The organism is Cyclobacterium sp. 10D3-21 (assembly GCF_055809755.1).
Map to the genome: position 1 here is coordinate 1130179 of NZ_CM147924.1, position 26472 is coordinate 1156650.

Sequence of the window (26472 nt, forward strand, 5' to 3'; positions counted from 1 at the left end):
GCCATTTCTTTTTGATAACCTTTTCAGTCTTCAATCGTATTAATTCCCTATGTTTAAGGAATTAAATATATCGATCTGTTTAATCATTTTTGTGGTCATTTCATCCGAAGCGCAAATCCAGCGCCATTTTGAAGTTACTGAGCAAAAGGACATCAATTTGGTGAGTCTTAATTTCTCTAGTTATAAAGGAGTGTCTCATATAAGTCGTTCCTATCATGGAATCCCATTGTTTGTAGATGCTGAGCTTGGAAAGGTAAATATTCTTCCTTCTTTTTCGCACAGCCTTATAGATGGCGTACTTCATGCTTCACTTGAACATAAGAATGTAGAATCTGAAAGTTTAAGCAAAAACTTATCCTATAGGCTTTTCTCCAGTGGGGATGATGATTATGATCACAAATGGGAGGTCGGCTTGGATCCGAATTACCTTTACGATCTTCATTTTCAATTTGGGATAGGCAAAGCCTGGATAGATTTTTCAAACCTTCCGGTTTCAAACTGCATTGTCAAAACAGCCTCAGCTGACGTTTTTTTAGATTATGCCAGCCAAGTATCCAATTCGGTTAGTATGGATACGCTTGCGGTAGCGATCAATATGGGCTCCGTTTACGCCAATGACCTGCAATTTTCCAATGCCCGGTTACTGATGTTTGATGTCAATTACGGTTCGGTTAATTTAACTTTTAATGACACCATGGCCGGCCCCTCTCAAATTCATACAATGGTAGGTGCTGGTTCAGTAAATATAAAACTACCTCCCAAGGATTTACCTTATCTGGTCAAGATCAAATCAACTGCAATGTGTAGGACCAAAGTGCCTTTCAATCTTAAAAAAATCGCTGATAAAACCTATGTGAGCAAGGGCTATAGCAAAGATGCCGAAAATCTGATGGTCTTTCTAATAGATGTTTCAGTGGGTTCCGTATCTTTGGAATAGTTAGATTTTTGGATGGTGATTTCTGTTCATAATAAAGTTTCAAACCAGTTGTTAAACTTTTGTTCATTTGGAAATACTAAGCATTCGATCATTAAATAAATCCTATGGATCACATGTGGCACTCAAAGATTTCGACCTTTCTGTAAGTCAAGGAAAAATATTTGGATTATTGGGCCCCAACGGCGCGGGTAAAACAACGCTCATTAGGATTGTCAATCAAATTATAGACCGGGATTCCGGGGAAATTTTTATCAATGAGCAGCCTCTAAAGATGGACCATGTGCGGAACATTGGTTACCTACCCGAAGAAAGAGGCCTATATAAGGGGATGAAAGTAAAGGAGCAATTGTTGTATTTTGCTCAAATTAAAGGCCTTCGGAAGAATGAGGCCAAACAAAAAATTACCGATTGGCTTGAAAAACTCAGTCTAACCCAATGGAAAGACAAGAAAATCCAGGACTTGTCTAAAGGGATGGCTCAGAAAGTACAATTCATAGCAACCGTCATCCATCGTCCTGATTTACTTATCTTGGATGAACCTTTTTCTGGATTTGACCCTGTTAATGCTGAAATCATCAAAAATGAAATTCTTGAATTGAGAAATCAAGGGGTGACCATTGTCTTGTCTACCCATAGAATGGAATCTGTAGAGTTGCTTTGCGATCAGATAGCTATGATCAACCAGTCAAAGAAAATTTTAGATGGTACCGTAAAATCAATAAAAGAGCAAGCAAAAACAAATGTTTTTAGGGTTAAAATGATTCCTGAAAGTATGGATTTTGAGCCACCTGGAGAAGACTTACAAAGAATTGAAGGGGTTCTTGAATTTAAGTTGAGGCTGAATGAGCAGAAACCAAATGATGTATTGAAAGCCCTTATGTGCGAAGGAGAAATTCTTGGCTTTGAAGAAATTGTTCCAAGCATAGAAGAGATATTCATTCAAAAAATCAATGAAAGTCATGGCGAATAAAATCTTCTTAGTTATCCAAAGAGAATACTTAGCAAGAGTAAAAAAACGTTCGTTTCTTCTCGCTACACTTATTACCCCCCTTGTATTTCCTACTATCCTAGGGCTATTTTTATGGATAGGAATGTCTGATGCTACAAGTGAAAGCAGGAAAGTGATAGAAGTCGTAGATGAAAACAATTCGTTTTTTTTAGAAAGTGATGAGTTGTATTCCTTTTCTTATAGCGGTTTAGGACAAGAAGATGCCAAATTATTGGTGCAAGAAGGAGCAAGGTTTGGGTTATTGTATATTCCTGATCTGGATTTGGAAAATCCTAAAGGGGTTGTTTTTTACAGTGAAGAGACGCCGCCTATTTCGATGATCACCAGCTTGCAATTACTGTTGCAAAGGAAAGTGGAAGCTTTTAGACTTGAAGCTTCAGGGATTGATCCCGAGATTTTGTCTTCTTATAAGACGAATGTCGATATACAAACGATTATTGTTAGTGAAGCTGGAGGTGAACGTATTTCTAATTCAGTAGTGAATTATGCCATAGGTTTTCTTGCGGGGATACTGATTTACACCTTTATTTTTGTGTATGGCAACCAGGTTATGCAAGGAGTGATAGAAGAAAAATCCAGTAGGATTATCGAGATTTTGGTTTCCTCACTCAAGCCTTTCCAGCTGATGATGGGTAAAATTATAGGTATTGGAGCCGTAGGGCTAACCCAATTTCTGATTTGGATACTATTGATCAGTGCAGTGTCTTCCGTAGTCATGGGATATTTTGGCATGAAAATGCCCCAACAGCAAATGCTGGAAATGTCTAATCAGCAAGAAATGTTTGCGGTCGAAGGTAACCCTGAATTATTAGAAGTATTGCAGATGGTACAGGGGTTGGATTTTGTACAAATCACCCTCACATTTTTAGTGTATTTTGTAGGCGGGTTTCTGTTATATGGAGCCTTTTTTGCAGCCATAGGAGCTGCTGTAGACAGTCCTTCCGATGCGCAACAGTTCATGTTTCCTGTAACAATTCCCTTATTGGTAGCCTATATGGGGTTGTTTATTTTTGTGTTAGACGATCCCAATAGTAATGTTTCTTTTTGGCTTTCCATTATTCCTTTTACCTCTCCAGTAGCAATGATGGGCAGGGTGAGCTTTGGGGTGCCATGGCACGAATTGGCTCTTTCTATATCACTATTGGTGGCGGGTTTTTTATCCACCACCTGGCTTGCAGGGAAAATCTACAGGATAGGAATATTGGTCCATGGTTCGAAGGTGAACTATAAAGTGCTTTGGAAATGGTTGAAGCAAAACTAGGGTTGACCTATTAATCTGTATGCATTATTTGATTATTAGTTATAGAATTTTCTTCCATTCTAGGCAATAATGCATGGTTTATATTGTTTCTCATTATGAACTTACTTAAGTTCGGGAACACCAAATTTTGCAATGAAGAGAAAATTCCAAGACCTAGCCTCCTTAGATCTTTATAAAAATAGGGAGAAAGTAAAATGGGCCATATTTATTTTTTCCTTTGTCATAGGCCTGGGATCAATATATTATACCAATACTCTGGTAGAGGAGCTTAAAATTCGGGAAAAACGTCAGGTAGATTTGTATGCCGAAGCCTTAGAATATGCCTCCGTAAATTCCGACAACCTAACTTTTGTCTTCCAGGTGATTATCCAAGAGAATAAGTCTATTCCGGTGATTACTGTAAACCCAGATGGAGAACCTATCGAGTATAAAAATATTAATTTTGCACCAAATAGTTCGGAGGAGGAGATAAGGCTTCATTTATTGGATGAACTGGAATCCATGAAAGCACTTTATGAGCCTATTAGCCTTTCGGATGATGTTTTTATTTATTATAGAAATTCCGATCTTCTCACACGATTACAATATTATCCTTATGTTCAACTTTCGGTGATTTTGGTCTTTAGCCTTTTGGCCTATGCCTTTTTTAACCAAAGTAAAGTGGCTGAACAAAACAGGTTATGGGCTGGTTTGACCAAGGAAACTGCCCACCAACTTGGTACGCCACTGGCATCCCTGATGGCTTGGATAGATTATCTCAAAAACTCTCCTGTCTATGATGAAAACCAGGAAGTCATTCTGGAAATAGAGAAGGACATCAATAAATTGACTATGGTGACAGAGCGGTTTAGTAACATAGGAAGTACTCCTGTGATTAAACCAGAAAACGTTTACCAAATAGTCGGAGATGCCATTAATTATTTAAGACCAAGGATCTCAAATAAAGTCAGCATAGAACTTAATTCTCATGCCGAAAATATCTATGCTCAGATGAACAGGTCATTGTTTGAATGGGTAATTGAAAATGTATGTAAAAATGCCGTTGATGCCATGAAAGGGCAAGGGGCCATTCGAATCAATATTGTGAAGGAAAGCGAACAATTCGTATTTGTTGATATTTCTGATACTGGGAAAGGTTTAGAAAAAAAGATGTTTACCAAAGTTTTTAATCCTGGGTTTACCACCAGGAAAAGAGGTTGGGGCTTAGGGTTGACACTGGCCAAAAGAATAATGGAAGGGTATCACAATGGAAGAATATTCGTCAATACTTCAGAACTAGGGAAAGGCACAACTTTTAGGATTGTATTGCATGGTGTCAAAGAACAAGATGAAATAGATTAATCAATTAAATACATTTGTTATGAAAGGAATAAAGCAGATTCTAGCATTGGTTTTTATTTTATTAATCGGGTTTTCCTGCCAAACCAAGGTTAAAGAGCAAGTTGTAGCAGAGACGACTAATTCTGCTGATTATAATGAGCCACACAGGCCTCAATTCCACTTTAGTCCTCCTGCCAATTGGATGAATGATCCCAATGGCATGGTTTTTCATAAAGGCGAATACCATCTTTTTTACCAATACTATCCAGATAGCAATGTCTGGGGACCCATGCATTGGGGACATGCAACTTCCAAAAATCTTGTTGAATGGAAAAACTTACCTGTTGCCATAGCTCCGGATAGCCTCGGTTGGATCTTTTCCGGTTCTGCTGTTCTTGATAGTGAAAATAGCAGCGGCTTGGGTACAGCCGAAAACCCACCTTTAGTTGCCATCTACACTTATCATGATAATGTAAAAGGAGATGCCGGTAGGATTGATTTTCAGACCCAAGGAATTGCCTACAGTCTGGATGATGGTGTTTCGTGGGATAAATTTAGCGGAAACCCAGTTCTTGCCAATCCTGGGATTAAGGATTTCAGAGATCCTAAAGTGACTAAGGTCGAGATTGAAGGCAAGACAGCTTGGATAATGTCATTGGCGGTAAAGGACAAAATAAGCTTTTATTCATCACCAAACCTTTTGGAATGGACCCATGAAAGCGATTTTAACCCTGATTGGGCTGCTTATGGAGGGGTTTGGGAATGTCCGGACCTATTTCCTTTGCAATCGCCAGAGGGGGAGGAAAAATGGGTGTTATTGGTGAGTATTAACCCAGGTGGGCCTAACGGAGGATCAGCGACGCAGTATTTTGTCGGGGATTTTGATGGAGAAACCTTTACCACCAATCAGGAAGAAATAAAATGGTTAGATCATGGGACAGACAATTATGCTGGTGTGACCTGGTCCAATGTCCCTGATTCGGATGGGCGTAAGCTATTTATCGGTTGGATGAGCAATTGGGACTACGCGCAAGTGGTGCCTACCGAAGTTTGGCGTTCAGCAATGACTTTGCCAAGAACTTTGTCCTTGTACAGGGAAGGGGAAGAACTATGGCTCGCCTCTAATCCGGTGAAAGAGTTGGAGCAATTAAGGGATCAGACCTTAGCTATAGAAGGCGAAGAAATTGCACTTGAAAATGAATTGTTAGAAGTTTCCCTTAAACCAAAAGCAGGTGATTTCTCAGCTACCTTTGAAAATGACTTCGGGGAAATTCTGGTTATCGGAAAAAAGGAGGATGAGTTATTTATTGACAGAACCAACTCAGGTCTTACCAACTTCAAGGAAGGTTTTGCTTCGGTCATGACGGCCCCACTTAATGAACTTAAGATTAATGAGGTAAGGATATTATTGGACAGGTCCTCTGTCGAAGTATTTGTCAATGATGGAGCCCTTGCAATGACGGCATTGGTGTTTCCAGAACATGCTTATACCAACCTTTTATTAGATGGCTTTGAAGTAGAGAACAAACTTTATTCGCTTAAAAGAATATGGTAAAGAAAAGGCATTACTTTATTTACAAGTAATGCCTTTTCTTTATGTTTTATTTGTCTGATCCCAGGAATGGATACCTATAATCTGTAGCACTGACAAAGGTTTCTTTAATTGTCCTTGGTGAGACCCAACGGAGTAAATTGATCAAAGATCCGGCTTTGTCATTGGTTCCGGAAGCCCTGGATCCACCAAAGGGTTGCTGGCCCACTACGGCGCCTGTAGGCTTGTCATTGATGTAGAAGTTACCTGCAGCGTGTCGAAGTTTGATAGTGGCCATTTCTACAGCATACCTGTCTTTGGAGAAGATCGCTCCGGTGAGGGCATAGGGAGAACTTTGGTCCACCAACTCCAGTGCTTCTTCAAAATGATTGGCCTGATAAACATAGATTGTAAGAACAGGACCGAAAATCTCTTCCACCATGGTCTTGTACATAGGATCTTGTACTAAGATTACGGTAGGTTCAATAAAAAAACCTTTGGTTTTATCACAATTCCCACCAGCAAGTATTTCTACATTCGGAGCAGTTTTCGCTGCCGCTATATAAGCACTTATTTTATCAAAGGCTTTTTCATCTATTACCGCATTGATGAAATTACCAAAGTCTTCTGTTCCCCCCATTTTCATAGAGGAAAGATCTGCTAATAAATATTCTTTTACCAATTCCCAAAGATTAGATGGGATATAAGCCCTGGAGGCTGCACTACATTTCTGTCCTTGAAACTCAAAAGCTCCACGGCTCAATGCTGTGGCCAGTGCTTTAGGATCAGCAGATTTATGCGCAATTACAAAGTCCTTTCCGCCTGTCTCTCCGACTATTCTAGGATAGGTTTTGTACTTGGAGATGTTGTTCCCAATAAGCTTCCATAGGGATTGGAACACTCCGGTAGACCCAGTGAAATGAAGTCCCGCAAAATCCGGATGTGAAAAAACCACATCACCTGCATCAGGTCCGTCCACGTAGATCAAGTTGATCACACCATCTGGTAAACCTGCTTCCTTAAAAACCTCCATCAATACCTTGGCGGAGTAAATTTGAGTTTCGGCTGGTTTCCATACGACCGTATTGCCCATCATTGCTGGGGCGGTTGGCAGGTTTCCTGCTATCGCTGTAAAGTTAAAAGGCGTAATGGCAAACACAAACCCTTCCAAAGGTCTTTGCTCCAATCTGTTCCATATACCCTCTCCGCTTATTGGAGGTTGTTGGGCATAGATTTCTGTCATGAATTTGACATTAAACCTTAGGAAATCTATCAATTCACAGGCAGCATCAATTTCTGCCTGGTAGGCATTTTTGGATTGCCCCAGCATGGTTGCTGCATTGATTTTATCCCGATAGGGCCCTGCAAGGAGATCTGCGATTTTTAAAAATATAGCTGCTCTTTGTTCCCATTGCATATTTTCCCAGGCAGGTTTAGCACCTAGTGCTGCATTTATGGCTTGGGTAACATGTCCTTTGTCTCCGGAATGAAATTGTCCTATTTGGTGCTGTCTGTCATGTGGAGGGTAGATAGCGGTAGTCTTTCCGGTCTTTACTTCTTCACTTCCGATGTACATCGGGATATCTACTACCTGATCACGGGCTGCTTTTAAGGCAGCCTGTAAAGAACCCCTCTCCTTGGATCCCGGAGCATAATTTCTGACGGGTTCGTTGCTTGGTTCTGGTACATTAAAAAAGCCTTTTAGCATAATAGTATGGTGTTTTAATTTTCAATCTACTTATAACTCAAATATACAAAATATCGATGGCTTAGCAGAATTGAATTGTTTACAGAATTGTAGTGAGTTCAGACAAGTGATTTATAGTAAAAGTGGGGCTGATCGTGCTCTCGGTTTTTAAAGGGTTGTAAAAAACCTGATCAATTTTGGCATTTTGAGCCCCTTGAATGTCTGAAAGTGGATTGTCTCCAATCATTAAGCAATGCTTTGCATCAGCTTTTAAATGAAGAAGGGCATGATCGAATATTCTTTTGTCGGGTTTTCTAAATCCCGAATTTTCAGAAGTTACTACCAGGTCAAAATAAGTGTCCAATTTTGAAGATTTGAGTTTGTTGTACTGGCTCAGGTTAAATCCATTGGTGATAATATGCAATTGATACATGGTTTTCAGATAGTCCAATGTTTCGAAAGCATGATCCATTACCTTGGGTTTGGAGGAAGTTCTTAAAATAAACTGCTCCTCAAGATCTTTGGGTATTTCGGATATTGGAAGTTTTGCGCTGCTGAAAACCTTTTTGAAACGCATGGCCCTGAGTTCATCTTTGTCTATCAGCCCCTTATTGAATTGCTCCCAAAGGATATGATTGGTTGCTTGAAAGGCTTCAAAAAACAATTCGAAATCAGGATTGCCTAAATTCCCTAAGTCATAATCGGTAAATAATTCTGACAATGAATCCCTGACATTGCTGTCATAATCCCATAGGGTATGGTCGAGATCAAAAAGCAGGTGGGTGTATTTTTTCACTTTATATTATTTTCTATAAGGATTGTTCTCAAATTTATTGATAGCCAGCTCTCTGTTGGAATACAATATTTCATAAACCTCCTGATCACGGACAAGGTTTTGATCTTTTTTAATAAATTTTAAAATTTGATTTAAAATTTCATGCGCCTCGTCCAGAACATAATAAAAGGTCCATTGGTCCTTTTTTTTGCTGCCAATTAAACCTGCATTTTTTAAATAAGTTACATGTCGACTTGTTTTGGTCTGGGTGAATTCTAAAATGTGTTCAAGGTCTGATATACATAATTCCTTGTTTTGCATGAGCAAATGTAGAATACGGACCCTTGACTCCTCGGAAAGGGCTTTAAAGACACGCATTCCGTAGTTTAAACTTATGTTTTTTAACCGCATTTAATTAACTTTAACAAATAAATCGGTTTGAAGATAATGAATTCAAAAGTAATTCACTTAATATCGTGAAATCAATGACCTTATTTAAAAATGTCGAAATTTTCTTGTCAAAATTTCAAGGGAATTGCCCAATGTAAAATTGTAAATGTGAGACAAAGGCTAATCATATTAATTGTTGTTTGTATAGGTTTTTTTGGAAATGCTAATGATGGTTTTTCACAAGAAACTCAGGAAAGAAAAGTCATTCAGTTTTCAGGTGTAATCCTGAATGCCGATAGTACCACCGCTATTCCTGGTGTAAATATTTATGTACCAAGAAAAGGTAGGGGAACCAGTAGTAACCGTTTTGGTTATTTCTCTATGCCTGTCGTTGCAGGCGATAGCATTGTGTTTTCCTATATTGGCTTGAAAAGACAAAGTATTAAGATTCCTGAAGACATAGAAAAGGATGATGTGAGTTATATTCTCACCATGGTTCAGGATGAAATAGCGCTTCAAGAGGTGCAAGTAATGCCTTACCCTACAGAAGAAGAATTTAAAAATGCAATATTGGCAGTCAATATAGATGCTGCACCACCTTTAAATAGGGGTAATTTAAGTCCTCAATTACTATTGCGTTGGGCAGCAGATATGCCAGCTTCAGGCAATGAAAATTTCAGGCAATTTACCAACCAACAAACCCAACAAACAATGGACCGTTACGGACCAAGGCCTATGCCATTGTTAAACCCATTTGCCTGGGCGCAGTTTATCAAATCCATAAAAAATGGGGACTTGAAGAACAAGGACTAATTATCAAGGTTTAAAACTTTTATCTTCCGTTTATCCCAATTTTGATCATTAATGATATTGTTTTCCCTCATTAGGTTTGCAAAAAGGTATATTTACAGGCGAAATTTTAAATTATAGACCATATGAAAAGATTGATAATCTTGGGATGCTTATTGTTTTCCCAATTCAGTTTTGCTCAAGAATATTCCGCAAGGGAAGTAGAGCGACCTAAGTTAGTGGTAGGAATTGTTGTGGATCAAATGCGACAGGAATATTTCTACAGATTTCACGACAGGTATGTTGAAGGTGGATTAAAGCGATTGATGCATGATGGATTTATGATGCAGAATGGTCATTACAATTATATTCCTACTTATACCGGACCTGGTCATGCTTCAGTTTATACAGGAACTACCCCTGCAACCCATGGTATTATAGGCAATAACTGGTACATCCGTGCGACGGATTCTGACATTTACTGTGCAGAAGACCAGGATGTTACAGCTGTAGGAGGGAGTGAAAGCAGTGGGGAAATCTCTCCTAAAAACTTATTGAGTAGCACCATTACAGATGAATTAAGATTTGCTACCGGAAAACGTTCTAAAGTAGTAGGGGTAGCGATTAAGGACAGAGGCGCAGCCTTACCTGCTGGTCACCTGGGAGATGCCTATTGGTATGACAGCAAGACAGGTGGTTTTATGACTTCCAGTTATTACTACGAAGAATTGCCTTCTTGGGTGAAAGAATTCAACAATAGAAAACTTGTATCCAAATACCTGGATCAGACCTGGGAAACACTTTTCCCAATAGAAACTTATATACAGGGAGCTGCCGATGACAACGAATTTGAATCTCCTTTTAAAGGCAAAGACAGACCTACTTTTCCTTATGATTTAAAAAAATTACAGAAGGACAATGGCGGTTTGGGAATGATCAGTTCTACCCCTTTTGGAAATACCTTTACTGTTGAAATGGCTTTAGCAGCCATAGAAGGAGAGCAATTGGGGAATAGAGGAGAAACTGATTTTCTAGCAGTAAGCTTTTCTTCACCTGATTATATAGGACATAGATTTGGTCCTCAAGCCATAGAAGTTGAGGACAATTACCTTCGATTAGACAGGGATTTGGCCAGATTTTTTGACTACCTGGACAAAGAAATAGGCAAAGGAGAATACCTTGTGTTTCTTACAGCCGATCATGGTGTTGCTGATGTAGTTAACTACATGAAAAGCGAAAGAATGGTGACTTCAGGAAGTTTGGACACGAAAACGATGATGGCCGAATTGAATGATTTTGTCAATCAAAAATATGGTGCAGGTGGTTGGATATCAAGTTTTTCAAATCAGCAAATATTCCTAAACAGAGAATTGGTTATCGAAAAAGACTTGTCCCTTGTAGAGATGCAAAGAGCAGTAGCCGATTTTATTTTGACCTTTGATGGCGTTAAAGAGACCTATATTGCAGATGACTTAAGAAGGTATGAGTATACTACTGGATTTAAGCATAGGTTACAAATGGGTTACAACCACAAATCTTCAGGAGATGTGATGGTGATCATGGAGCCTGCATGGCTTGCCAATGCGAGCAAAGGTACTACTCACGGAACCGGATATACCTATGATACCAATGTGCCTATTGTATTTTACGGATGGGGTGTAAAACCAGGTAGCAGCAGCAGGTATGCTACCATTACAGATATAGCGCCTACTTTATCCATGATGTTGAAAACCAGACTTCCTAGCGGAGCTACTGGTCAGCCAATTGGCGAAATTGTAGATGCGAAATAATTAAACATTAAAGTTTTTTTAGTAGAAAATGCCTGGCTTTAAGTCAGGTATTTTTTTTGGTCAGGCAATGCCGTATTATATTTTATTGGTCAAGTCAATTTTTAAACCCGAAATATGCAATAGACCTTCTATTACGTGATGGAATCACTTCAAAATACCCAATCGTTGCTGTTTTCAATTTCACCATAACGGTGCTATGCTAAAATCTCCAAACAGCCTGATTTTCTTGCGATTACACCACTTCCCATAAACACGGGACAGGCTTTACCCCTGACTTCTGTCAGGGTGGAGAAATCCTATAACATAATCCGGGTTAAATTCTCCTTTATTTACTTGGTCTAGGTTTGATAGTAAATAATTTGGATATTTTTTTCATTTCCCCTATGTTTATATAGGTTAATGTCTTAATTATCAATAGTTAATATCGGAAATAAATTGGTGAATGAATCTGGTTAGATCCCATACCATTGTTTTAATATTGTGGATGCTGATCCATTCACAGTGGGGAGTTGCTCATCCAACTGGAAATATGATCACTGTCAAAAACACTGTGCTTTGGTCCTATATCAGTCCAATTGATGATCCAAACCACAGCGCATGTGTAATGATTTGGAACAAGGGTTCAAAACCTGAAGTATTTATCAAGTCTGAATTTCCTGCAAGTGATTATATGCTCTTTAATAATCGGGATGAGATTTACATTATAGAAAGAAGGCACCTGCAAGCAACTCAAAGTTTCGAGGTTAGGGTATTGAAAACAAAAGTCGATACCAAACCAAAAGTTATTTGGGATTGGTTTGAAGACGATTGGCGAATTGGAGAAGGTGGTTTTTTTATGCTTGCCGACAATCAAATGGTATTTGGTAAATACCCTGAAATATATCGTTTAAAAAAAGGGGGGGAACCTTCAACTTATTTTAAGTTCGATCAAGCCATAAATAGAATAAGGGCAGTAGAAAGCAACAACATTCTAATATTGACTGAGAATGATTGTTATTTAACCCAACAAAACGGTGTTATTTTGGAACATTGGCCCAAATTAACAGAAGATGAAGTGGAGGAGGCACCCCTAAATAGAAACCAAATATTTGATGCAGATTTCAGTAAAGGTAACTTACTTTTTGCGTATTGGGGCAAAAGGTCATTTGAACTTGTAGAAAAATCAAAAAGGAGAAAAAACATCTACCAACAAGCAGCACCTCTTACACCACATTGGGTAGCTTTTTTGGGCAATGAAAAGCTGTTGTTTTCTTCTAAAATGATTTTCGATGGTAGTACACCCAAGCCCTATTTGGTTTTACTAAAGGAAGATAATGACAAAAAAGTAATATGGGATGCACATTGAGTCGCACAGTCATCATGCTGTTTTATCTTCAGCTTATTTCTTGTCAATTTGTTTGGGCTCAGGATGAAAATATAATAGGTGCCGACACCTTAAATACGGTGTTATTTAAAGTCACTTCTAGCCATTCGAACAAGGTTTCATATCTTTTTGGTACCCACCATGCATTTGGAAAATCCTTCTTCGACACTTTATATAATGTCCACCAAGCTTTGGGAACTTGTGAAGTGCTGATAAAAGAAAACCTGAATATTTCAGGGCATTTGGCAGAAGACATAATCAATAGGAGAACAGTCAAGACCAAATGGTCCAAATACTTGAAAAAAGATGAGCTTACTTTTGTTCAAAATTTGTTCGCTTTCAGTCCAACCAATTTTCATAAAATGACACCAACAGAGATGTATGTTTTTCTGAACAGGCATTTCAATCAACAAGTTTGTCTGTCAAAAGACCAAACTGATCCTTCCCGTACCTTAGATGATTATATAGCCCTAAAAGCCAAGGAGCATAATGTAAAACTGTTTGGTCTTGAAACAACGGAAGAGCAAATAGAACTCATCAATAAAGACGTTGAAGGAATGCCACAAAAGGTTCACAAAAGAAGGCTGTCGAATATAATTGCAAAAATCAAGAGCCAAAATAACAACTACTGTAAGGAAACAGAATGGTACAACCAAATGAAAATCGATTATCAATTCAATCTGCCTTGTAGTAATATTTTACTGCTAACCGATAGGAATAATAAATGGATGAGTGACATTGTCAAATTACTTGAAATGAACAACTGTTTCATTGCAGTAGGCTTAAGTCATTTGATGTACGAATGTGGATTAATTAAGCAATTGCAAAATCAGTCTTATACGATCTCACCGGTGATAGTAAATCAGTAGGAGGTATTCCCCTGCATGGAGTAGATTGCATCTACTCCTTCTTATTAAGAAGATTGATCGAATAGAGGGTCGTCCAAGGGTGAAAAGCCGTGCTTGTAGTTACTTAAGCCCTTCAAGGCTGAAATTCGCAATTGGGTATTTTTAAATCCTTGTAATAAAACCACTTATTGATTTTCTACATCAATAATTTTTAATAAATTAGTTGGAGTTGTTTTTTCTCATCGGGGTCCCTTCAATTAATGTGAAGTATAAAAGCTATACAAATTAACCCTTTAATTAAAGAAATTGGAGTTTGATGAAATGTGTATGCATCCCCATTCTAATTGAACTATATACATAGGGTTTAAATTTTAAAACAGGTTTTTAATGTTCAAATATTTAAAAAACTACGGTCTAAGTAGCGCGCTTTTCCTTCCAGCTCTTTTTCTTCTTTCTTGTCAATCCAATGATTCTTCAAAGAAGTTGATCAGTGAGCTCCCGGATTCAGGAAGCTTAATATCCAAAGAAATAGCGATGGACAGTACTGTGCTGATTCCCGCCAAAATACTGGTATTTCCTGACAAGGCGGTTATTCTAGACAATGGCAAAGAATCCTTGTTTAAGGTCTTCAGTTTGCCTGACTTTTCCCTCCTTTACAGTTTTGGTAAACTAGGAGAAGGACCTGATGAATTTAGTTATGTGAATGTAAATTCCTTACAAAAAAAGGGAGATGATATGGTGGTCGTCTCTGGTACAAAGCTCAGAAAAATTAGTATGGAAGAGGAGGGGGCAGTTATGGGGGAAAGTGTGAAACTACTCAATTCCAATGCCGGCCCCGTGAACAGGCTGCTTATGCTCAATGACTCCACCTATATTTGTGATATTTTTGATGCTATACCGAGAGGGCCGGAATACCAAATGGTACACCTGCCTAGTGCTAAAGAAGTAGCCACATTTGGTAAGTATCCCGAACAATCTACAAACCAGGGTAGTGGTCAAGGCAACCTATATCAGGATTTCGGAAAATCAACCGTGATCAATCCTAGAGACGGGAGGTTGGCTGCATTTTACTTTTCACAAAATCAAATCAAGTTTTATAATCCCAAGGGAGAATTATTGAAGGAAATAGGCGTTGAAGCGCTTGAAAAACCAGTTTCTGGTGAAGAGTTGGACCTTTTTTGGGTAGAGCCTTACGCTACCGAAAATCATATTTATGTGATGTTTGTAGGTAAACCTAAAAGTGAGATAATGGAAGAATTTGAGACATTCCGGCCCCATATGGAAATCTGGGATTGGGAAGGAAACCTATTGGAACGTTATACGATGGATCAATTCCTCACTAGCTATGCTGTTTCAGAAAAACGGCAAAAAATCTACGGATTTTCTTATTTTAAAGAAGGTGTACTTTTCGAGTATGATTTAAAAGATGGTGTGCGACCCAATCCACTAATCGGTAAAAACCAAAAAAGGACTTCCCCAAAGAAAGACAAACAACCCGAAAAGCAAGATCAGATTATCGACCCTAATAGTGAAATCATTGCTGAGAACGATTATTACAAAATGAAATTACCAGTAGGGTGGAATTATACTGCTGTAAGAGGGGAAGTGAAAAAAGACTACTATGAAAAAGACAACATGTACCTAACCAATGATTCTTTCAGGAGTCCAAAACGGGAGGGGAAGTCCTTTTGCGGAGATGCTTCACTTCAGGTAAGAATTTTATTTCCTAAAGAAGCGGCTTTGGATATAGGGAGCCTTTTGGATAAAATGGTAGCTGATTATCGGTCCAATTCAAGTTTGATTTACTTTAAGGTAAAAGAAATAGGTGGTGATGAAAAATCTAAAGGTTATAGGTTAAATTATGCCAACCAGCTAGTTGATTCCAAAGGTGTTAAATATACTCGCCAAAGCGAGGTTACCATCTTTACAAAAGAGGGAAGGATAATTCAAACCGTCTTTGGTAGCTGCGACCTATATGAGCACTATTATGAGGAGGTTCAGGAGGCCTTAGCTACGCTAACCTTGAAAGATGCCTTTCCCAATGGGGAGTAAAAATTGAATTCTTGATTCTTTGTTTGTGTTTAGGGGAATTGTAAAAGATGTAATCAGCTGTGAGTGAAATGAAAAAGGTTGATTTCTTAAATAGAAAAGTTGCCACTAAAAACGGGCGCTTTCGTTCAAGGTTAAAATGTAATTTTTCCCTTGTAATTATTTGCTTTATCTGGGCAACTGTATTTTGCAGTTGCAGTAGGAATAGTGGCAATACCAATAAAAAGTCATTTACTTGGGATTCCATCTCTTCACTTGAAAAGGAGCTTTTTGGTAAAAAGTATTTTATCGAGGAATTGAAAATGCCCAGTAGACTTCTTTATAAAAACGACAAGTTGTTAATCATTGAATCAGCTCCAGGGGATAGTTTTGTCCATGTTTTGGATGGGAACAGTTTGGAATATCTTTTCCCAACTGGTGCAGTTGGCTATGGACCTGGAGAAATGCCTAAGGCATGGAATCTTGAAGGAGGGCTTGACCCGAACACCTTTTGGGTACATAGTTTGGAAGGAAAGCTTTTTTCGGAATATGGGCTGGATAATGTAATTGATGCCAAAGCCTTAACTCAGGTGCGACAAAAAGAAGCGTTCTACCTGGCCATGGGCATTACCTGGGCTTCTGACAGTACGTTTATGACTTTTCTAGCTCATGGTGAGGACAAGTTTGTAGAATTCAATACCGATGGAACATGGCTTAAAGGCTTTGGTAAGTGGAAAGGTTTGGTTCCTGGAGATTTTGAAGACCATGTCATAGCAGATCTGCATCAGGGGAAATTAATTGGAGACCCAATTGCAGGTAAATTCATCAAAGCCAGCATTTTCAGAGACCATTTGGAAATTTTGGATAAGGAAAGTGGGGAGATCATTGAAATAAATGGTCCCGAAAATGCTATACCGGAATTCGAGGCAGTAGATGCGGGAGCCGTTATTACTTCGGATCATCCTTTGGCCTATATGGATGCATTTTTAGGTAAGGATCATGTTTTTGGCCTCTATTCAGGAAAAACGGACAGTGAAATTATGGCGCAAGGAAGGGGAGAAACGAATCTGTTTGTCTTTGATCTTTTAGGAAATATCAAAACCGTTTTTAAATTGAATACTCCTATAAAGTCCTTTACAGTTGACGAAGAGCGCCAGCGAATTTTTGGAATCACTACTGATATAGATCCTGGCGTGGTGGTTTTTGACTTTAACCTCTAGGTATTATGAACAATAATTTTCTGACTTTCATTGTGTTTCTAGTATTTGGCTTAGGCTGTTCTCCCTCAGCTGAGGAAAAAGGCAAGGAAGCAATAGTGGTTTTTGATGAGGAAGACCTTCCTGATCCGATTGCGCTAAGAGGGAAGAAATACAATTTCCCTAACATCATAAATCCTAGATATATTTTGTGTTTAGGGGATTACTTAGTGGTAAGTGAAAAGACCAATGATAATCTTTTGCATATCCTTGACATTAAATCCGAGAAGTACATTCGTAGCACTGGGAAAAATGGTCTTGGTCCGAGAGAAGCAACTATGGTATCTAAACTAGAGAATGCCTCTGAAAAGGAAAGCTTCTGGTGCTATGATTTAGAACAAACTATTTTTTCGAAGTACTCAGTTACCGGAGATACTTCTAAATTGGCAGATAGCCAGTTGAGATTGGGAGAAATTTTTCATTATGTAATGGATTTAACTTGGGCTTCAGATACTAGCTTATTGGTTACGATGGTGGACGGTAATGATAAATTTTTTGAGGTTTCTCTAAATGGGGATACTTTGGCTACCTATGGTAAATGGGACAGCATGTTCGAAAGAAAAGACATTCCCTACAATGTGATCAGTAGTATCCATCAGGGAAGAATAAAGGCCTCACCTGATAAACGTAAATTTATATCTGCCGGATCAAGACGAGATTTTATCGATGTATTGGATAAAGCATCAGGAAAGATACTTTCCATTAGAGGGCCTGTAGATGAAGTTCCCGAATTTGAGGTAGACTATAGTATGGGATATCCCATGGCGGCTATGAATATTAAGACACTTACCGTAAAATATTTGGATAGCTTTGCGGGAGAAAAATTAATATATGGACTCCATTTGGGGAAGAGCTTCAGGAATATTAGTGATCCAGACAAACTGAACAGAATGTTCGTTTTTGATTATCAGGGAAATATAGTAAGGCATTATACCTTAGACTATCCTCTGACAAGCTTTACCGTAGATGAAGTAAACGGAATAATATATGGGGTCAGCATCGATGAGGAACCAAATGTTGTTGCTTTCAAAATCCCAGATTAAGCATGTTAATTTAAACAGATTTGATGCTAGGTCAATCCTTGTTGAAAAAGATGCCTTACTGTCACTTGCTAGGAGTAGATTGCATCTACTCCTTCGTATTTAAAGGGAATTTATAAAGAAATTAAATATTAATTACCGCAACTAAAACCTGCTATTGTTATTGGCTGCATCGGTAGGTACCTGCTGGATGGCATCCCAGTGTTCGCAGATTTTTCCAGCCCCATCAAATCTGAAAAAATTCCGCTGTGTTTTGATTACAGTTGTAACGATCATCAACTTTTATGATTTGCCCGTAGTAGCATTATAATATTTAGCCAAATAAATATTAAGAAGTAGTTCTGCAACTTGTTAATTATACCCTATCGGGTATAAAAATTGGTTAATAACACAATTCATACCCTATCGGGTATATTATTACCCTTGCTAGGAGTAGATTGCATCTACTCCTTCCTATTTTAAGGAAATTTATAAAGACATGAAATATTCAATTACCGCAACTAAAACAGGCTATTGTTATTGGCTGCATCGGTAGGTACCTGCTGGATGGCATCCCAGTGTTCGCAGATTTTTCCGGCTTCATCAAATCTGAAAAAATTCCGCTGTGTTTTGATTACAGTTGTAACGATCATCTACTATTATGATTTGCCCGTAGTAGCATTATAATATTTAGCCAAATAAATATTAAGAAGTAGTTCTGCAATTTATTAATTATACCCTATCGGGTATAAAAATTAGTTAATAACACAATTCATACCCTATCGGGTATATTATTACCTAATTATCGTATATTTATACCCGAACGGGTAATAATATACGAATGAATTCTGGAAATCACTCAATTGCACTTCTATTAAGCAGGTTTGTAAAAGAAAAAAGAAAGGACTTAGGGCTAACCCAGAAAGAGCTGGCAGATAAAGCTGGCGTAGGGTTGCGTTTTGTACGCGAACTAGAACGTGATAAACCTTCCCTTCAAATGGATAAAGTTAACCAGGTACTGGTATTGTTTGGTTTTGAACTTGGGCCAGTGCCAATGAACCGAAATAAACTGATTCATGAGAAAGGCTAAAGTTTTTATGTATAATAATTGGGCTGGAATCCTTAAAGAGGATGAGGAAGGATATCATTTTCAATACAGTAATGATTATCTGAAAAAGGACAATGCAGAGCCCGTAAGTTTGACACTTCCGCTGCAGGAAAAACCTTTTAAGGATAAAGTGCTTTTCCCCTTTTTTGACGGTTTGATACCGGAAGGGTGGTTATTGGAGATCGCTGAAAAAAACTGGAAACTAAATGCCCGTGATCGAATGGGTTTGTTACTTAAAACATGTCAGGACTGCATAGGTGCAGTGAGCATTCAATCCATAGAAGAGGACAATGAAAATGAGTAAGAGAAACTGTTTATACTGTTACCAGAAACTGGATGGAGGCGAAATAGATTTTCACTCAAAATGCAGCAAGAAAATTTTCGGTAAGCCTCTTCCTCCCCTATTAGTATATACAAATGATCAGATGTTGGAACTGGCTGAAAAGATCATACAGAGTCAATCGACTGTGCCCGGAGTCCAAGCAAAACTCTCCCTAGGGCTACAAACCATGGATGAAAAAGATAAGCCTCAAAAACTGACTATTATGGATTTTTGGGGAGAATACATTTTGAAACCACCAAGTGAGCATTACAAAAGTTTGCCGGAGCTTGAAGATCTCACGATGCATCTGGCAGCTATAGCAGGTATTAGGACGGTCCCGCATTCTCTGATACGGTTAAAGTCAGGTGAGCTTTCTTACATTACCAAACGAATAGATAGAAAAGGAAAACGAAAATTCCACATGGAAGACATGTGTCAATTGACCGATCGGTTAACAGAATCAAAATATCGTGGTTCTTATGAACAGATTGGAAAAGCATTGGTTCAGTTTTCGAACAATCCTGGATTTGATATCATCAACTTTTTTGAGCAGGTGGTGTTTTGCTACCTTACCGGCAACAACGACATGCACCTGAAAAACTTCTCCCTGTTGAAGGATCCGGAAAAGGGGTACAACCTGAGCCCTGCTTACGACATGATAGCAGCTCAATTGGTTGTTGAAGGAGATAGCGAAGAATTAGCACTTACCCTAAATGGTAAGAAAAAGAAAATAACTCGCAAGGATTTTGAAGCAGCTATGGCTAGGTTTGAAATTGATCAAAAAGCTTTCGATAACATCTTCCAACGTTTCAAAAAAGCGATACCTAAATGGCATGCGTTTGTGGAAAAAAGCTTTCTTACGGATGAAATGAAAGATGCCTATCAGGTAATGATTGGGAAAAAAGCCAAACAGATAAGATTGTAATTCAATTGGTTAAGATTATTCGAATAGCTTGTTAAGCCTGCTAGGAGTAGATTGCATCTACTCCTTCCTATTTTAAGGGAATTTATAAAGACATGAAATATTCAATTACCGTAACTAAAACATGCCATTGTTATTGGCTGCATCGGTAGGTACTTGTTGGATGGCATCCCAGTGTTCGCAGATTTTACCGGCTTCATCAAATCTGAAAAAGTCCATGGTGACGTATTGGTCATTTCCTGGCCAGATTTGCCGGGTATGAAGGGCCACCAAGTCACTTTCTGCGATGCAACGTAAAAATTCGATGGATTTTTTGGGGTATTCTCGCTGCATTTTATCAAAATAATCAATAAAACCCTGGGTGCCATTGGCTACTGCGGGGTTGTGTTGAATGTATTCCTTACCCACATATTTTTCTATCGCCTCTTTTGGCTTTCCGAGGTAGGCCGTTTTGTAAAAGCTGATGGCGTTTTTTTTGTTTGTTTCGGTGTCCATGGTTTTAGGTTTTTTGCAATGAGGATTGTATGGGTTAGATTAATCTGAAAATTCCAATAAGAAACGTTTAGCTATCTCAGAGGTTATGATTTTGTCAGCATTGTTGCAGAAAAATAGCAACAATGCCGCCATAATCGATTAGTGTTTTATTCACTAATCCGGTGGCTGAGGCCACCGGCTATAATCATTTCACCCCTGTCGGGGTTTTTGTTTTCCGTATTGATTAGGATTTGGTTTTTATTTGGGAAATTGACGTTGTGATTTTGTCAGCATTGTTGCAGAAAAAAATCAACAATACCGCCAAAATCAAGGTGTGTCTACCGTTTTTCACCAAGTGCTGACACCCTTGGCTAATATATTGCGCCCCGTCAGGGCTTGGTGAGGTCATTTGAAATAATGCGCGATCAGGTTAGGAAATTGACGTTGTGATTTTGTCAGCATTGTTGCAGAAAAATAGCAACAATGCCGCCAAAATCAATTGGCGGTATATTCCGTTTACCGTGGGTTGACACCACACGGTTATTGTTGTTGAAGCCCTTCAGGCTTCTTGATGTGTTCTAAAATGACGTCTCACTGGCTGGTACCCGTGACTGAGATATTTCGCCCTGTTGGGGCTAGGTGAGGACAAATGAAATAATGCACGATCACGGTAGGAAATTGACGTTATGATTTTGTCAGTATTGTTGCAGAAAAAAAAAGCAACAATGCCGCCAAAATCAATTAGTGTTTTATTCACTAATCCGGTGGCTGAGGCCACCGGCTATAATCATTTCACCCCTGTCGGGGTTTTTGTTTTCCGTATTGATTAGAATTTGGTTTTTATCTAGGAAAGTGACGTTATGGTTTTGGCAATATATACCGATTTCCCTGGGGTGAAACCACTTGGTTATTATTGTTGAAGTCCTTCAGGCTTCTTTATGCATTCAAAAAGTCTCACAGGCTGTTGCCTGTGGGGCTGAAGCTATCCCCCTCCAGGTCTAACCATTTTATTAAAATTTATAAAAGGACCTGTGAAGCTCCTTTTTCCAGGTCTATTTCCCATTCCTTGCCCTGACATACAACCTTGGTCTTTCCACCGGAAATGGACAGAATCGCTGCTTTTTTAAGTTTACCATCTTCCCATTCCATGCTTATTTCAAAGTTGCCCCTGGCCTTCAGTCCTTTTACTTCACCTGTGTTCCAGGCTTTAGGTAGGGCTGGTAACAATCGGATGATTCCTTTTTCATGTGACTGTACTAGCATTTCGGCTATGCCTGCGGTTGCGCCAAAGTTGCCTTCGATCTGGAAAATTTTACCCAGCAAGTCAAACATATTGGGAGACAATTGAGTGGCCATCATCTCATGGATATGTTCAAGTCCTTCTTCTCCCTTTTGCAAGCGCGCAAAGAAATTGATGATCCATGCCCTGCTCCAGCCCGTCTGTCCGGCGCCACCGTATGTCAATCGCCTTTCAATGGTTTTCTCTGCTGCTTTAAATAATTCAGGAGTAGCCTTTGTGATTTGGTTGGAAGGATACAAGGCATACAAATGAGACATGTGTCGGTGGCCAGGTTCCACTTCTTCATAGTCTTCATACCATTCCTGAAGGGTGCCGTTTTTCCCGATTTTGATCGGTGGTAATTTGTTGGATGCTTTTTCTATGGCTGCAGTCAATTGCTCGTCTCCAATGATTTCCTCTGCTTTCAAGCAGGCATTGAAGATGTCATTGATGATTTGGATGTCCATGCTGGCAGCAGTTGTGTTTCTTGTGGCTTTACCTGTTTTTGGATCTATATAGGCATTTTCCGGTGAGTAAGAAGGGGAAGTGACCAATTCACCTTTTTCATTCTCCTTCAGGAAGTCCAAAATAAATTGTGCTGCACCAGCCAGGACAGGATAAGCTGTCTCCTTTAAATACTCCTGGTCTTGCGTGAACTCATAATGCCTCCATAAGGAGAGGGACATCCATGCTCCGGCAAGTGGGTTGGAATAGCCATTGGTCATTTGAGAGTCCTTGGTGGATCCTGATGGAGTAGTTCTTCCAAAAGGATTGCTAACATGGTGTGCCATCCAGCCGGAGGATCCAATAAATTTTTCTGCAGTTGTCTCCCCATTTTTCGCCAGTTGCACTATGAAATTTGACAATGGAACAAAGGCCTCGGATAAGTTGGTCTGATCAGCAGGCCAGTAGTTCATTTGTAAGTTGATGTTCAGGTGGAAATCCGATTCCCAGGGAGCCCACATCTCCTTGTTCCAGATACCCTGCAAGTTGGCAGGTAGGTTGGCTCTGTTGACAGAACTGCCCATCAAAAGATACCTGCCGTATTGAAAAAACAATTCCGTAATGTGGTTGTCATTGGTACCTTCTCGCACCTGATCTAGTCTTTTGTCAGTAGGAATGGTGTCCTGAAGTGGACTTCCTAAAGATAGCGCTACCCGGTTAAACATTGCACTGTGGGCTGCAGTATGTGCCTTTTTAGCTGTTTTATAAGCTGTTTCCAGGGCTCCTTTTAATGATTTTAAAGACTTGTCTTTTGCATCAATGTTTCTGTCAAAGTTCAGCTTGGCTAAATTATAATCCGTCGCTGCACTGACAATAACGGTATACCCTGTGCTGTTTTTGATCTTGAGGGTATTCTCATTTCCACTGATGCTGCCATCGTCCAAAGTAGCCGTTATTTGGGAAGCGAATTTCATGTGTAATCCGGTTTCACCTGAGCCGTCGACATTGTCATCATAGCCGTCAGGGTCGTCAAATACCTGACCATCTACAATAAGTATCTCACCTTCACCTATGCTTTGAACAATGTCTTTTTCCCGATCAAAACGAATAGTACTGTTTACCGGCTCTCCATCCAAACTCTCAAAACGATAAAAGATCACGTCGTATTTGTCGGAAGAAAATGCTTCCCGCAGGTATCTTTTCCCATCAATAGTGTAGGTTGAAGTGACCATGCCCGTTTCCATGTCTAGCGTCCTTCGGTAATTTTCAGGAGATTTTTGATGGTCAAAAGTAATGTGCAATTCTCCAAGGGGTTCATAGGACCGAATGGAAGTAGGCGATACGGCCAAATGTTCCATGCCATAATTTAAGGCTTCTTCGTATTTACCTTCCATATTCAATTCCTGAAAGGCAGCATAATGCTTGCGGACATCTTCGGGGTAAGGATCTTCCGGCATACCTGCCCAAAGGCTTTCCTCATTTAGCTGGATTTGATCTTCCTTTACTCCTCCAAAAATCATGGCGCCTAATCTCCCGTTGCCTATTGGCAGTGCTTCCAGCCATTCATTGGCGGGGGAAGTGTACCAAAGCTGCATTTTTTTTGAATCGTTTGTTTTATTGGTATCACTTTGACAAGCTCCAAGTAACAATGTCAGGAACGTAAGGAAGGGTAGGATAAGGGGGCGCATTCGATGGTGGATTTGATGGACAGGCATAATACTAAAATATTTTAATTCCTTTTCGAAAAACACTGTAAACGGTGCCTTTAAATAAGCAGGTGGGAAATTTCACGAAAATTTATTGACTCTTCCTCTATGATTTAAAGCGACACTGACAATTTGACATTAAAATGAGTTTGGAACAAGTCTTGATTTAAGCAATTTCATAATAATTGACTTTGTTTAAATAAAAATAAAAAATACCATGCAGGAAAAAGGTACAATTTCGATTCATACCGAAAATATCTTCCCCATTATCAAGAAATTTTTGTATTCTGATAATGAAATCTTTCTAAGAGAGTTAGTATCCAATGGAGTGGATGCTACACAGAAAATCAAGAGACTGGCTACTTTAGGTCAGTACAAAGGAGATTTGGGCGACTTAACCATTGATGTTAGCTTTGATAAAGACAACAAATGGATTAAAATCACCGATCGTGGACTAGGCATGACTTCGGAGGAAATCAAAAAATACATCAACCAAATTGCCTTTTCTGGTGCTTCCGAATTTGTTGAGAAATTTAAAGATGCCAAGGATGCCAATGAAATTATTGGAAAATTTGGTTTAGGTTTTTATTCTGCCTTTATGGTGGCAGATACAGTTGTGATCGATTCTTTGTCCTATCAAGAAGGTGCTGAGCCTGCCAAGTGGACTTGCGATGGAAGTACTGAGTTTGAAATCGGTCCTGGGGAAAGGACAGAGAGAGGAACCGAAATCACACTTAATATCAACAGTGAATCTGAAGAGTTTCTTGATAAGTTTAAACTCCAGGGTATACTAGATAAATATGCTAAGTTTCTTCCAGTTCCTATTCGATTTGGTACCAAATCAGAGAACGTTGAAGATGGCGTAGATGACAAGGGAGAAAAGAAATGGAAATCTGTTGAGGTTGATAATATCATCAATGAAACCAACCCTATTTGGACACTTTCACCAAATGATCTTACAGATGAGGACTACTTAAAGTTCTACAAGGAGCTGTATCCAATGAGTGAAGACCCACTTTTCTGGATTCACCTGAATGTGGATTACCCTTTTAACCTTACAGGTGTATTGTATTTCCCGAAGGTTAAAAATGAATTTGAACTTCAAAAAAACAAAATAAAACTCTTCAGCCGTCAGGTATTTATTACGGATGAAGTGAAAGACATTGTCCCTGAATTTTTAATGTTACTTCATGGTGTGATCGATTCACCAGACATACCACTAAATGTATCAAGAAGTTTCTTACAGGCAGACAGCAATGTTAAGAAAATCAACAACTACATCACCAAAAAGGTGGCGGATAAACTGGGAGAACTCTTTAAAAAAGACAGAAAAGTTTATGAGTCCAAGTGGAAAGACATTGGCTTGTTTGTAAAATATGGGATGATCTCTGAAGACAAATTCTATGATAAAGCCAAGGATTTTGTCTTGCTTACCAATACCAATGGAGAGTATTTTACCCTTGACGAATACCAGGAAAAGGTAAAACCATTCCAGACAGGTAAAGACGACAAGATAGTGTATCTATACGCCACTGATGCTGACAGCCAGGATGCTTTCATTCAATCTGCCAATAAAAAGGACTATGATGTGTTGTTGATGGATTCTCCAATAGACAGTCATTTTATCCAAAACCTGGAAAGCAAGTTGGAAAACGCCAGTTTGAAAAGGGTAGATGCTGATGTAGTGGATAAATTGATAGATAAAGAGGGAGGCTATGAAAGTCTGCTCTCTGAAGATCAATCTAAAAAGGTTAAAGAGGTTTTTGAAAAATCAATAGCCAATAAGGCTTACGCTGTAGAGATAGAAGGTGCAAGCCCAGAGGAAATGCCAGTGACGATTACTATGGATGAATTTATGCGTAGGATGAAAGACATGGCGCAAAATGGTGGAGGAATGAGCTTCTACGGAGCGATGCCTGACAACTATAAAGTAGGAATCAATGGCAATCATCCGTTGATTGATAAAATCTTAAAAACAGAAGATGAGGAAGTCCAGTTGAAACTGGCCAAGCAGGCATTTGACCTTGCCTTGGTTTCTCAAGGCTTATTAAAAGGAAAAGCGTTGACAGCTTTTGTTAAGAGAAGTGTTGATTTGATTTAACTAGTTATTTGTAAAAATTACATTGAGGAAACAAGAGTTTGATGAATATCAGGCTCTTGTTTTTTTATTTTATTCTTGTATTTTTTTTTCGAATAGGCATAAACCGACCTGGG

The 26472-nt window shown here is 39.0% G+C and carries 23 protein-coding genes; 16 read left to right on the plus strand and 7 right to left on the minus strand.

Annotated features, from left to right (window positions below; translation table 11 throughout):
- The first annotated feature begins 49 nt into the window (after positions 1-49).
- From AC0L7T_RS04795 to AC0L7T_RS04815, 5 genes are all read left to right on the plus strand, one after another.
- Positions 50-937 (plus strand): hypothetical protein, encoded by an 888-nt coding sequence (locus AC0L7T_RS04795; protein ID WP_473341342.1) that lies wholly within the window; start codon positions 50-52, stop codon positions 935-937.
- 67 nt (positions 938-1004) lie between these two features.
- Positions 1005-1907, plus strand: a complete 903-nt coding sequence (locus AC0L7T_RS04800) for an ABC transporter ATP-binding protein (protein ID WP_473341343.1) — start codon at positions 1005-1007, stop codon at positions 1905-1907.
- Positions 1897-3207, plus strand: a complete 1311-nt coding sequence (locus AC0L7T_RS04805; RefSeq protein ID WP_473341344.1) for an ABC transporter permease — start codon at positions 1897-1899, stop codon at positions 3205-3207. The genes AC0L7T_RS04800 and AC0L7T_RS04805 overlap by 11 nt, the downstream gene beginning before the upstream one ends.
- 132 nt (positions 3208-3339) lie before the next feature.
- Positions 3340-4548 carry a sensor histidine kinase gene (locus AC0L7T_RS04810; RefSeq protein ID WP_473341345.1) on the plus strand — a complete coding sequence of 403 codons (1209 nt, stop codon included), beginning with the start codon at positions 3340-3342 and terminating at the stop codon, positions 4546-4548.
- Between the two features lie 19 nt (positions 4549-4567).
- A complete protein-coding gene (locus tag AC0L7T_RS04815; protein ID WP_473341346.1) occupies positions 4568-6082 on the plus strand; it encodes a glycoside hydrolase family 32 protein in 1515 nt (504 codons plus the stop codon).
- A 46-nt stretch (positions 6083-6128) separates the two neighbouring features.
- Here the strand turns inward: AC0L7T_RS04815 and pruA are convergent, their stop codons facing one another.
- The 3 genes from pruA to AC0L7T_RS04830 all read right to left on the minus strand — a co-directional run bounded on the left by pruA (position 6129) and on the right by AC0L7T_RS04830 (position 8931).
- Entirely contained in the window at positions 6129-7766 is a 1638-nt protein-coding gene (gene pruA / locus AC0L7T_RS04820; protein ID WP_473341347.1) for an L-glutamate gamma-semialdehyde dehydrogenase, read from the minus strand.
- A 79-nt stretch (positions 7767-7845) separates the two neighbouring features.
- Positions 7846-8541, minus strand: a complete 696-nt coding sequence (locus AC0L7T_RS04825) for a YjjG family noncanonical pyrimidine nucleotidase (protein WP_473341348.1) — start codon at positions 8539-8541, stop codon at positions 7846-7848.
- A gap of 6 nt (positions 8542-8547) precedes the next feature.
- A complete protein-coding gene (locus tag AC0L7T_RS04830) occupies positions 8548-8931 on the minus strand; it encodes an ArsR/SmtB family transcription factor (protein ID WP_473341349.1) in 384 nt (127 codons plus the stop codon).
- Between the two features lie 147 nt (positions 8932-9078).
- Between AC0L7T_RS04830 and AC0L7T_RS04835 the strand changes: the two genes are divergently transcribed.
- From AC0L7T_RS04835 to AC0L7T_RS04865, 7 genes are all read left to right on the plus strand, one after another.
- Complete coding sequence (locus AC0L7T_RS04835) at positions 9079-9723, plus strand: carboxypeptidase-like regulatory domain-containing protein (RefSeq protein ID WP_473341350.1); 645 nt, start codon at positions 9079-9081, stop codon at positions 9721-9723.
- A gap of 122 nt (positions 9724-9845) precedes the next feature.
- On the plus strand, positions 9846-11489 hold the full coding sequence (pafA, locus tag AC0L7T_RS04840) for an alkaline phosphatase PafA (RefSeq protein ID WP_473341351.1): 1644 nt from the start codon (positions 9846-9848) through the stop codon (positions 11487-11489).
- A 442-nt stretch (positions 11490-11931) separates the two neighbouring features.
- Positions 11932-12834 carry a hypothetical protein gene (locus AC0L7T_RS04845; RefSeq protein WP_473341352.1) on the plus strand — a complete coding sequence of 301 codons (903 nt, stop codon included), beginning with the start codon at positions 11932-11934 and terminating at the stop codon, positions 12832-12834.
- On the plus strand, positions 12819-13721 hold the full coding sequence (locus AC0L7T_RS04850) for a TraB/GumN family protein (protein ID WP_473341353.1): 903 nt from the start codon (positions 12819-12821) through the stop codon (positions 13719-13721). Before AC0L7T_RS04845 ends, AC0L7T_RS04850 begins: the two co-directional genes overlap by 16 nt.
- 366 nt (positions 13722-14087) lie before the next feature.
- The gene (locus AC0L7T_RS04855; RefSeq protein ID WP_473341354.1) at positions 14088-15752 is read left to right on the plus strand and encodes a BF3164 family lipoprotein; all 1665 of its coding nucleotides are present in this window, start codon (positions 14088-14090) and stop codon (positions 15750-15752) included.
- A 68-nt stretch (positions 15753-15820) separates the two neighbouring features.
- On the plus strand, positions 15821-16948 hold the full coding sequence (locus AC0L7T_RS04860) for a BF3164 family lipoprotein (protein ID WP_473341355.1): 1128 nt from the start codon (positions 15821-15823) through the stop codon (positions 16946-16948).
- A gap of 5 nt (positions 16949-16953) precedes the next feature.
- The gene (locus AC0L7T_RS04865; RefSeq protein ID WP_473341356.1) at positions 16954-18027 is read left to right on the plus strand and encodes a BF3164 family lipoprotein; all 1074 of its coding nucleotides are present in this window, start codon (positions 16954-16956) and stop codon (positions 18025-18027) included.
- 141 nt (positions 18028-18168) lie between these two features.
- On the opposite strand, the gene AC0L7T_RS04870 is transcribed toward AC0L7T_RS04865, so the two are convergent.
- Complete coding sequence (locus AC0L7T_RS04870; protein WP_473341357.1) at positions 18169-18300, minus strand: hypothetical protein; 132 nt, start codon at positions 18298-18300, stop codon at positions 18169-18171.
- 224 nt (positions 18301-18524) lie between these two features.
- Positions 18525-18656, minus strand: coding sequence for a hypothetical protein (locus AC0L7T_RS04875; RefSeq protein ID WP_473341358.1), 132 nt, complete (start codon positions 18654-18656; stop codon positions 18525-18527).
- Positions 18657-18844: 188 nt separating this feature from the next.
- On the opposite strand from AC0L7T_RS04875, the gene AC0L7T_RS04880 reads away from it, so the two are divergent.
- Genes AC0L7T_RS04880 through AC0L7T_RS04890 form a run of 3 tightly spaced genes read left to right on the plus strand, consistent with a single transcriptional unit; the run spans position 18845 to position 20358 of the window.
- Entirely contained in the window at positions 18845-19093 is a 249-nt protein-coding gene (locus AC0L7T_RS04880) for a helix-turn-helix transcriptional regulator (protein WP_339901167.1), read from the plus strand.
- Positions 19080-19415 carry a HipA N-terminal domain-containing protein gene (locus AC0L7T_RS04885; RefSeq protein ID WP_473341359.1) on the plus strand — a complete coding sequence of 112 codons (336 nt, stop codon included), beginning with the start codon at positions 19080-19082 and terminating at the stop codon, positions 19413-19415. The genes AC0L7T_RS04880 and AC0L7T_RS04885 overlap by 14 nt, the downstream gene beginning before the upstream one ends.
- Positions 19408-20358 carry a HipA domain-containing protein gene (locus tag AC0L7T_RS04890; protein WP_473341360.1) on the plus strand — a complete coding sequence of 317 codons (951 nt, stop codon included), beginning with the start codon at positions 19408-19410 and terminating at the stop codon, positions 20356-20358. The genes AC0L7T_RS04885 and AC0L7T_RS04890 overlap by 8 nt, the downstream gene beginning before the upstream one ends.
- 114 nt (positions 20359-20472) lie before the next feature.
- On the opposite strand, the gene AC0L7T_RS04895 is transcribed toward AC0L7T_RS04890, so the two are convergent.
- On the minus strand, positions 20473-20850 hold the full coding sequence (locus AC0L7T_RS04895) for a nuclear transport factor 2 family protein (RefSeq protein WP_473341361.1): 378 nt from the start codon (positions 20848-20850) through the stop codon (positions 20473-20475).
- A gap of 996 nt (positions 20851-21846) precedes the next feature.
- Complete coding sequence (locus tag AC0L7T_RS04900) at positions 21847-24267, minus strand: glycoside hydrolase family 95 protein (protein WP_473341362.1); 2421 nt, start codon at positions 24265-24267, stop codon at positions 21847-21849.
- A gap of 208 nt (positions 24268-24475) precedes the next feature.
- On the opposite strand from AC0L7T_RS04900, the gene htpG reads away from it, so the two are divergent.
- The gene (htpG, locus tag AC0L7T_RS04905; RefSeq protein ID WP_473341363.1) at positions 24476-26359 is read left to right on the plus strand and encodes a molecular chaperone HtpG; all 1884 of its coding nucleotides are present in this window, start codon (positions 24476-24478) and stop codon (positions 26357-26359) included.
- Positions 26360-26472: the final 113 nt, after the last annotated feature.

Coding starts and splice junctions, on each gene's coding strand:
- AC0L7T_RS04795 (WP_473341342.1), top strand. CDS start 50: ATGTTTAAGGAATTAAATATATCGATCTGTTTAATCATTTTTGTGGTC.
- AC0L7T_RS04805 (WP_473341344.1), top strand. CDS start 1,897: ATGGCGAATAAAATCTTCTTAGTTATCCAAAGAGAATACTTAGCAAGA.
- AC0L7T_RS04810 (WP_473341345.1), top strand. CDS start 3,340: ATGAAGAGAAAATTCCAAGACCTAGCCTCCTTAGATCTTTATAAAAAT.
- AC0L7T_RS04815 (WP_473341346.1), top strand. CDS start 4,568: ATGAAAGGAATAAAGCAGATTCTAGCATTGGTTTTTATTTTATTAATC.
- pruA (WP_473341347.1), bottom strand. CDS start 7,766: ATGCTAAAAGGCTTTTTTAATGTACCAGAACCAAGCAACGAACCCGTC.
- AC0L7T_RS04830 (WP_473341349.1), bottom strand. CDS start 8,931: ATGCGGTTAAAAAACATAAGTTTAAACTACGGAATGCGTGTCTTTAAA.
- pafA (WP_473341351.1), top strand. CDS start 9,846: ATGAAAAGATTGATAATCTTGGGATGCTTATTGTTTTCCCAATTCAGT.
- AC0L7T_RS04845 (WP_473341352.1), top strand. CDS start 11,932: ATGAATCTGGTTAGATCCCATACCATTGTTTTAATATTGTGGATGCTG.
- AC0L7T_RS04850 (WP_473341353.1), top strand. CDS start 12,819: ATGGGATGCACATTGAGTCGCACAGTCATCATGCTGTTTTATCTTCAG.
- AC0L7T_RS04855 (WP_473341354.1), top strand. CDS start 14,088: ATGTTCAAATATTTAAAAAACTACGGTCTAAGTAGCGCGCTTTTCCTT.
- AC0L7T_RS04860 (WP_473341355.1), top strand. CDS start 15,821: ATGAAAAAGGTTGATTTCTTAAATAGAAAAGTTGCCACTAAAAACGGG.
- AC0L7T_RS04865 (WP_473341356.1), top strand. CDS start 16,954: ATGAACAATAATTTTCTGACTTTCATTGTGTTTCTAGTATTTGGCTTA.
- AC0L7T_RS04870 (WP_473341357.1), bottom strand. CDS start 18,300: ATGATCGTTACAACTGTAATCAAAACACAGCGGAATTTTTTCAGATTT.
- AC0L7T_RS04875 (WP_473341358.1), bottom strand. CDS start 18,656: ATGATCGTTACAACTGTAATCAAAACACAGCGGAATTTTTTCAGATTT.
- AC0L7T_RS04880 (WP_339901167.1), top strand. CDS start 18,845: ATGAATTCTGGAAATCACTCAATTGCACTTCTATTAAGCAGGTTTGTA.
- AC0L7T_RS04885 (WP_473341359.1), top strand. CDS start 19,080: ATGAGAAAGGCTAAAGTTTTTATGTATAATAATTGGGCTGGAATCCTT.
- AC0L7T_RS04890 (WP_473341360.1), top strand. CDS start 19,408: ATGAGTAAGAGAAACTGTTTATACTGTTACCAGAAACTGGATGGAGGC.
- AC0L7T_RS04895 (WP_473341361.1), bottom strand. CDS start 20,850: ATGGACACCGAAACAAACAAAAAAAACGCCATCAGCTTTTACAAAACG.
- AC0L7T_RS04900 (WP_473341362.1), bottom strand. CDS start 24,267: ATGCCTGTCCATCAAATCCACCATCGAATGCGCCCCCTTATCCTACCC.
- htpG (WP_473341363.1), top strand. CDS start 24,476: ATGCAGGAAAAAGGTACAATTTCGATTCATACCGAAAATATCTTCCCC.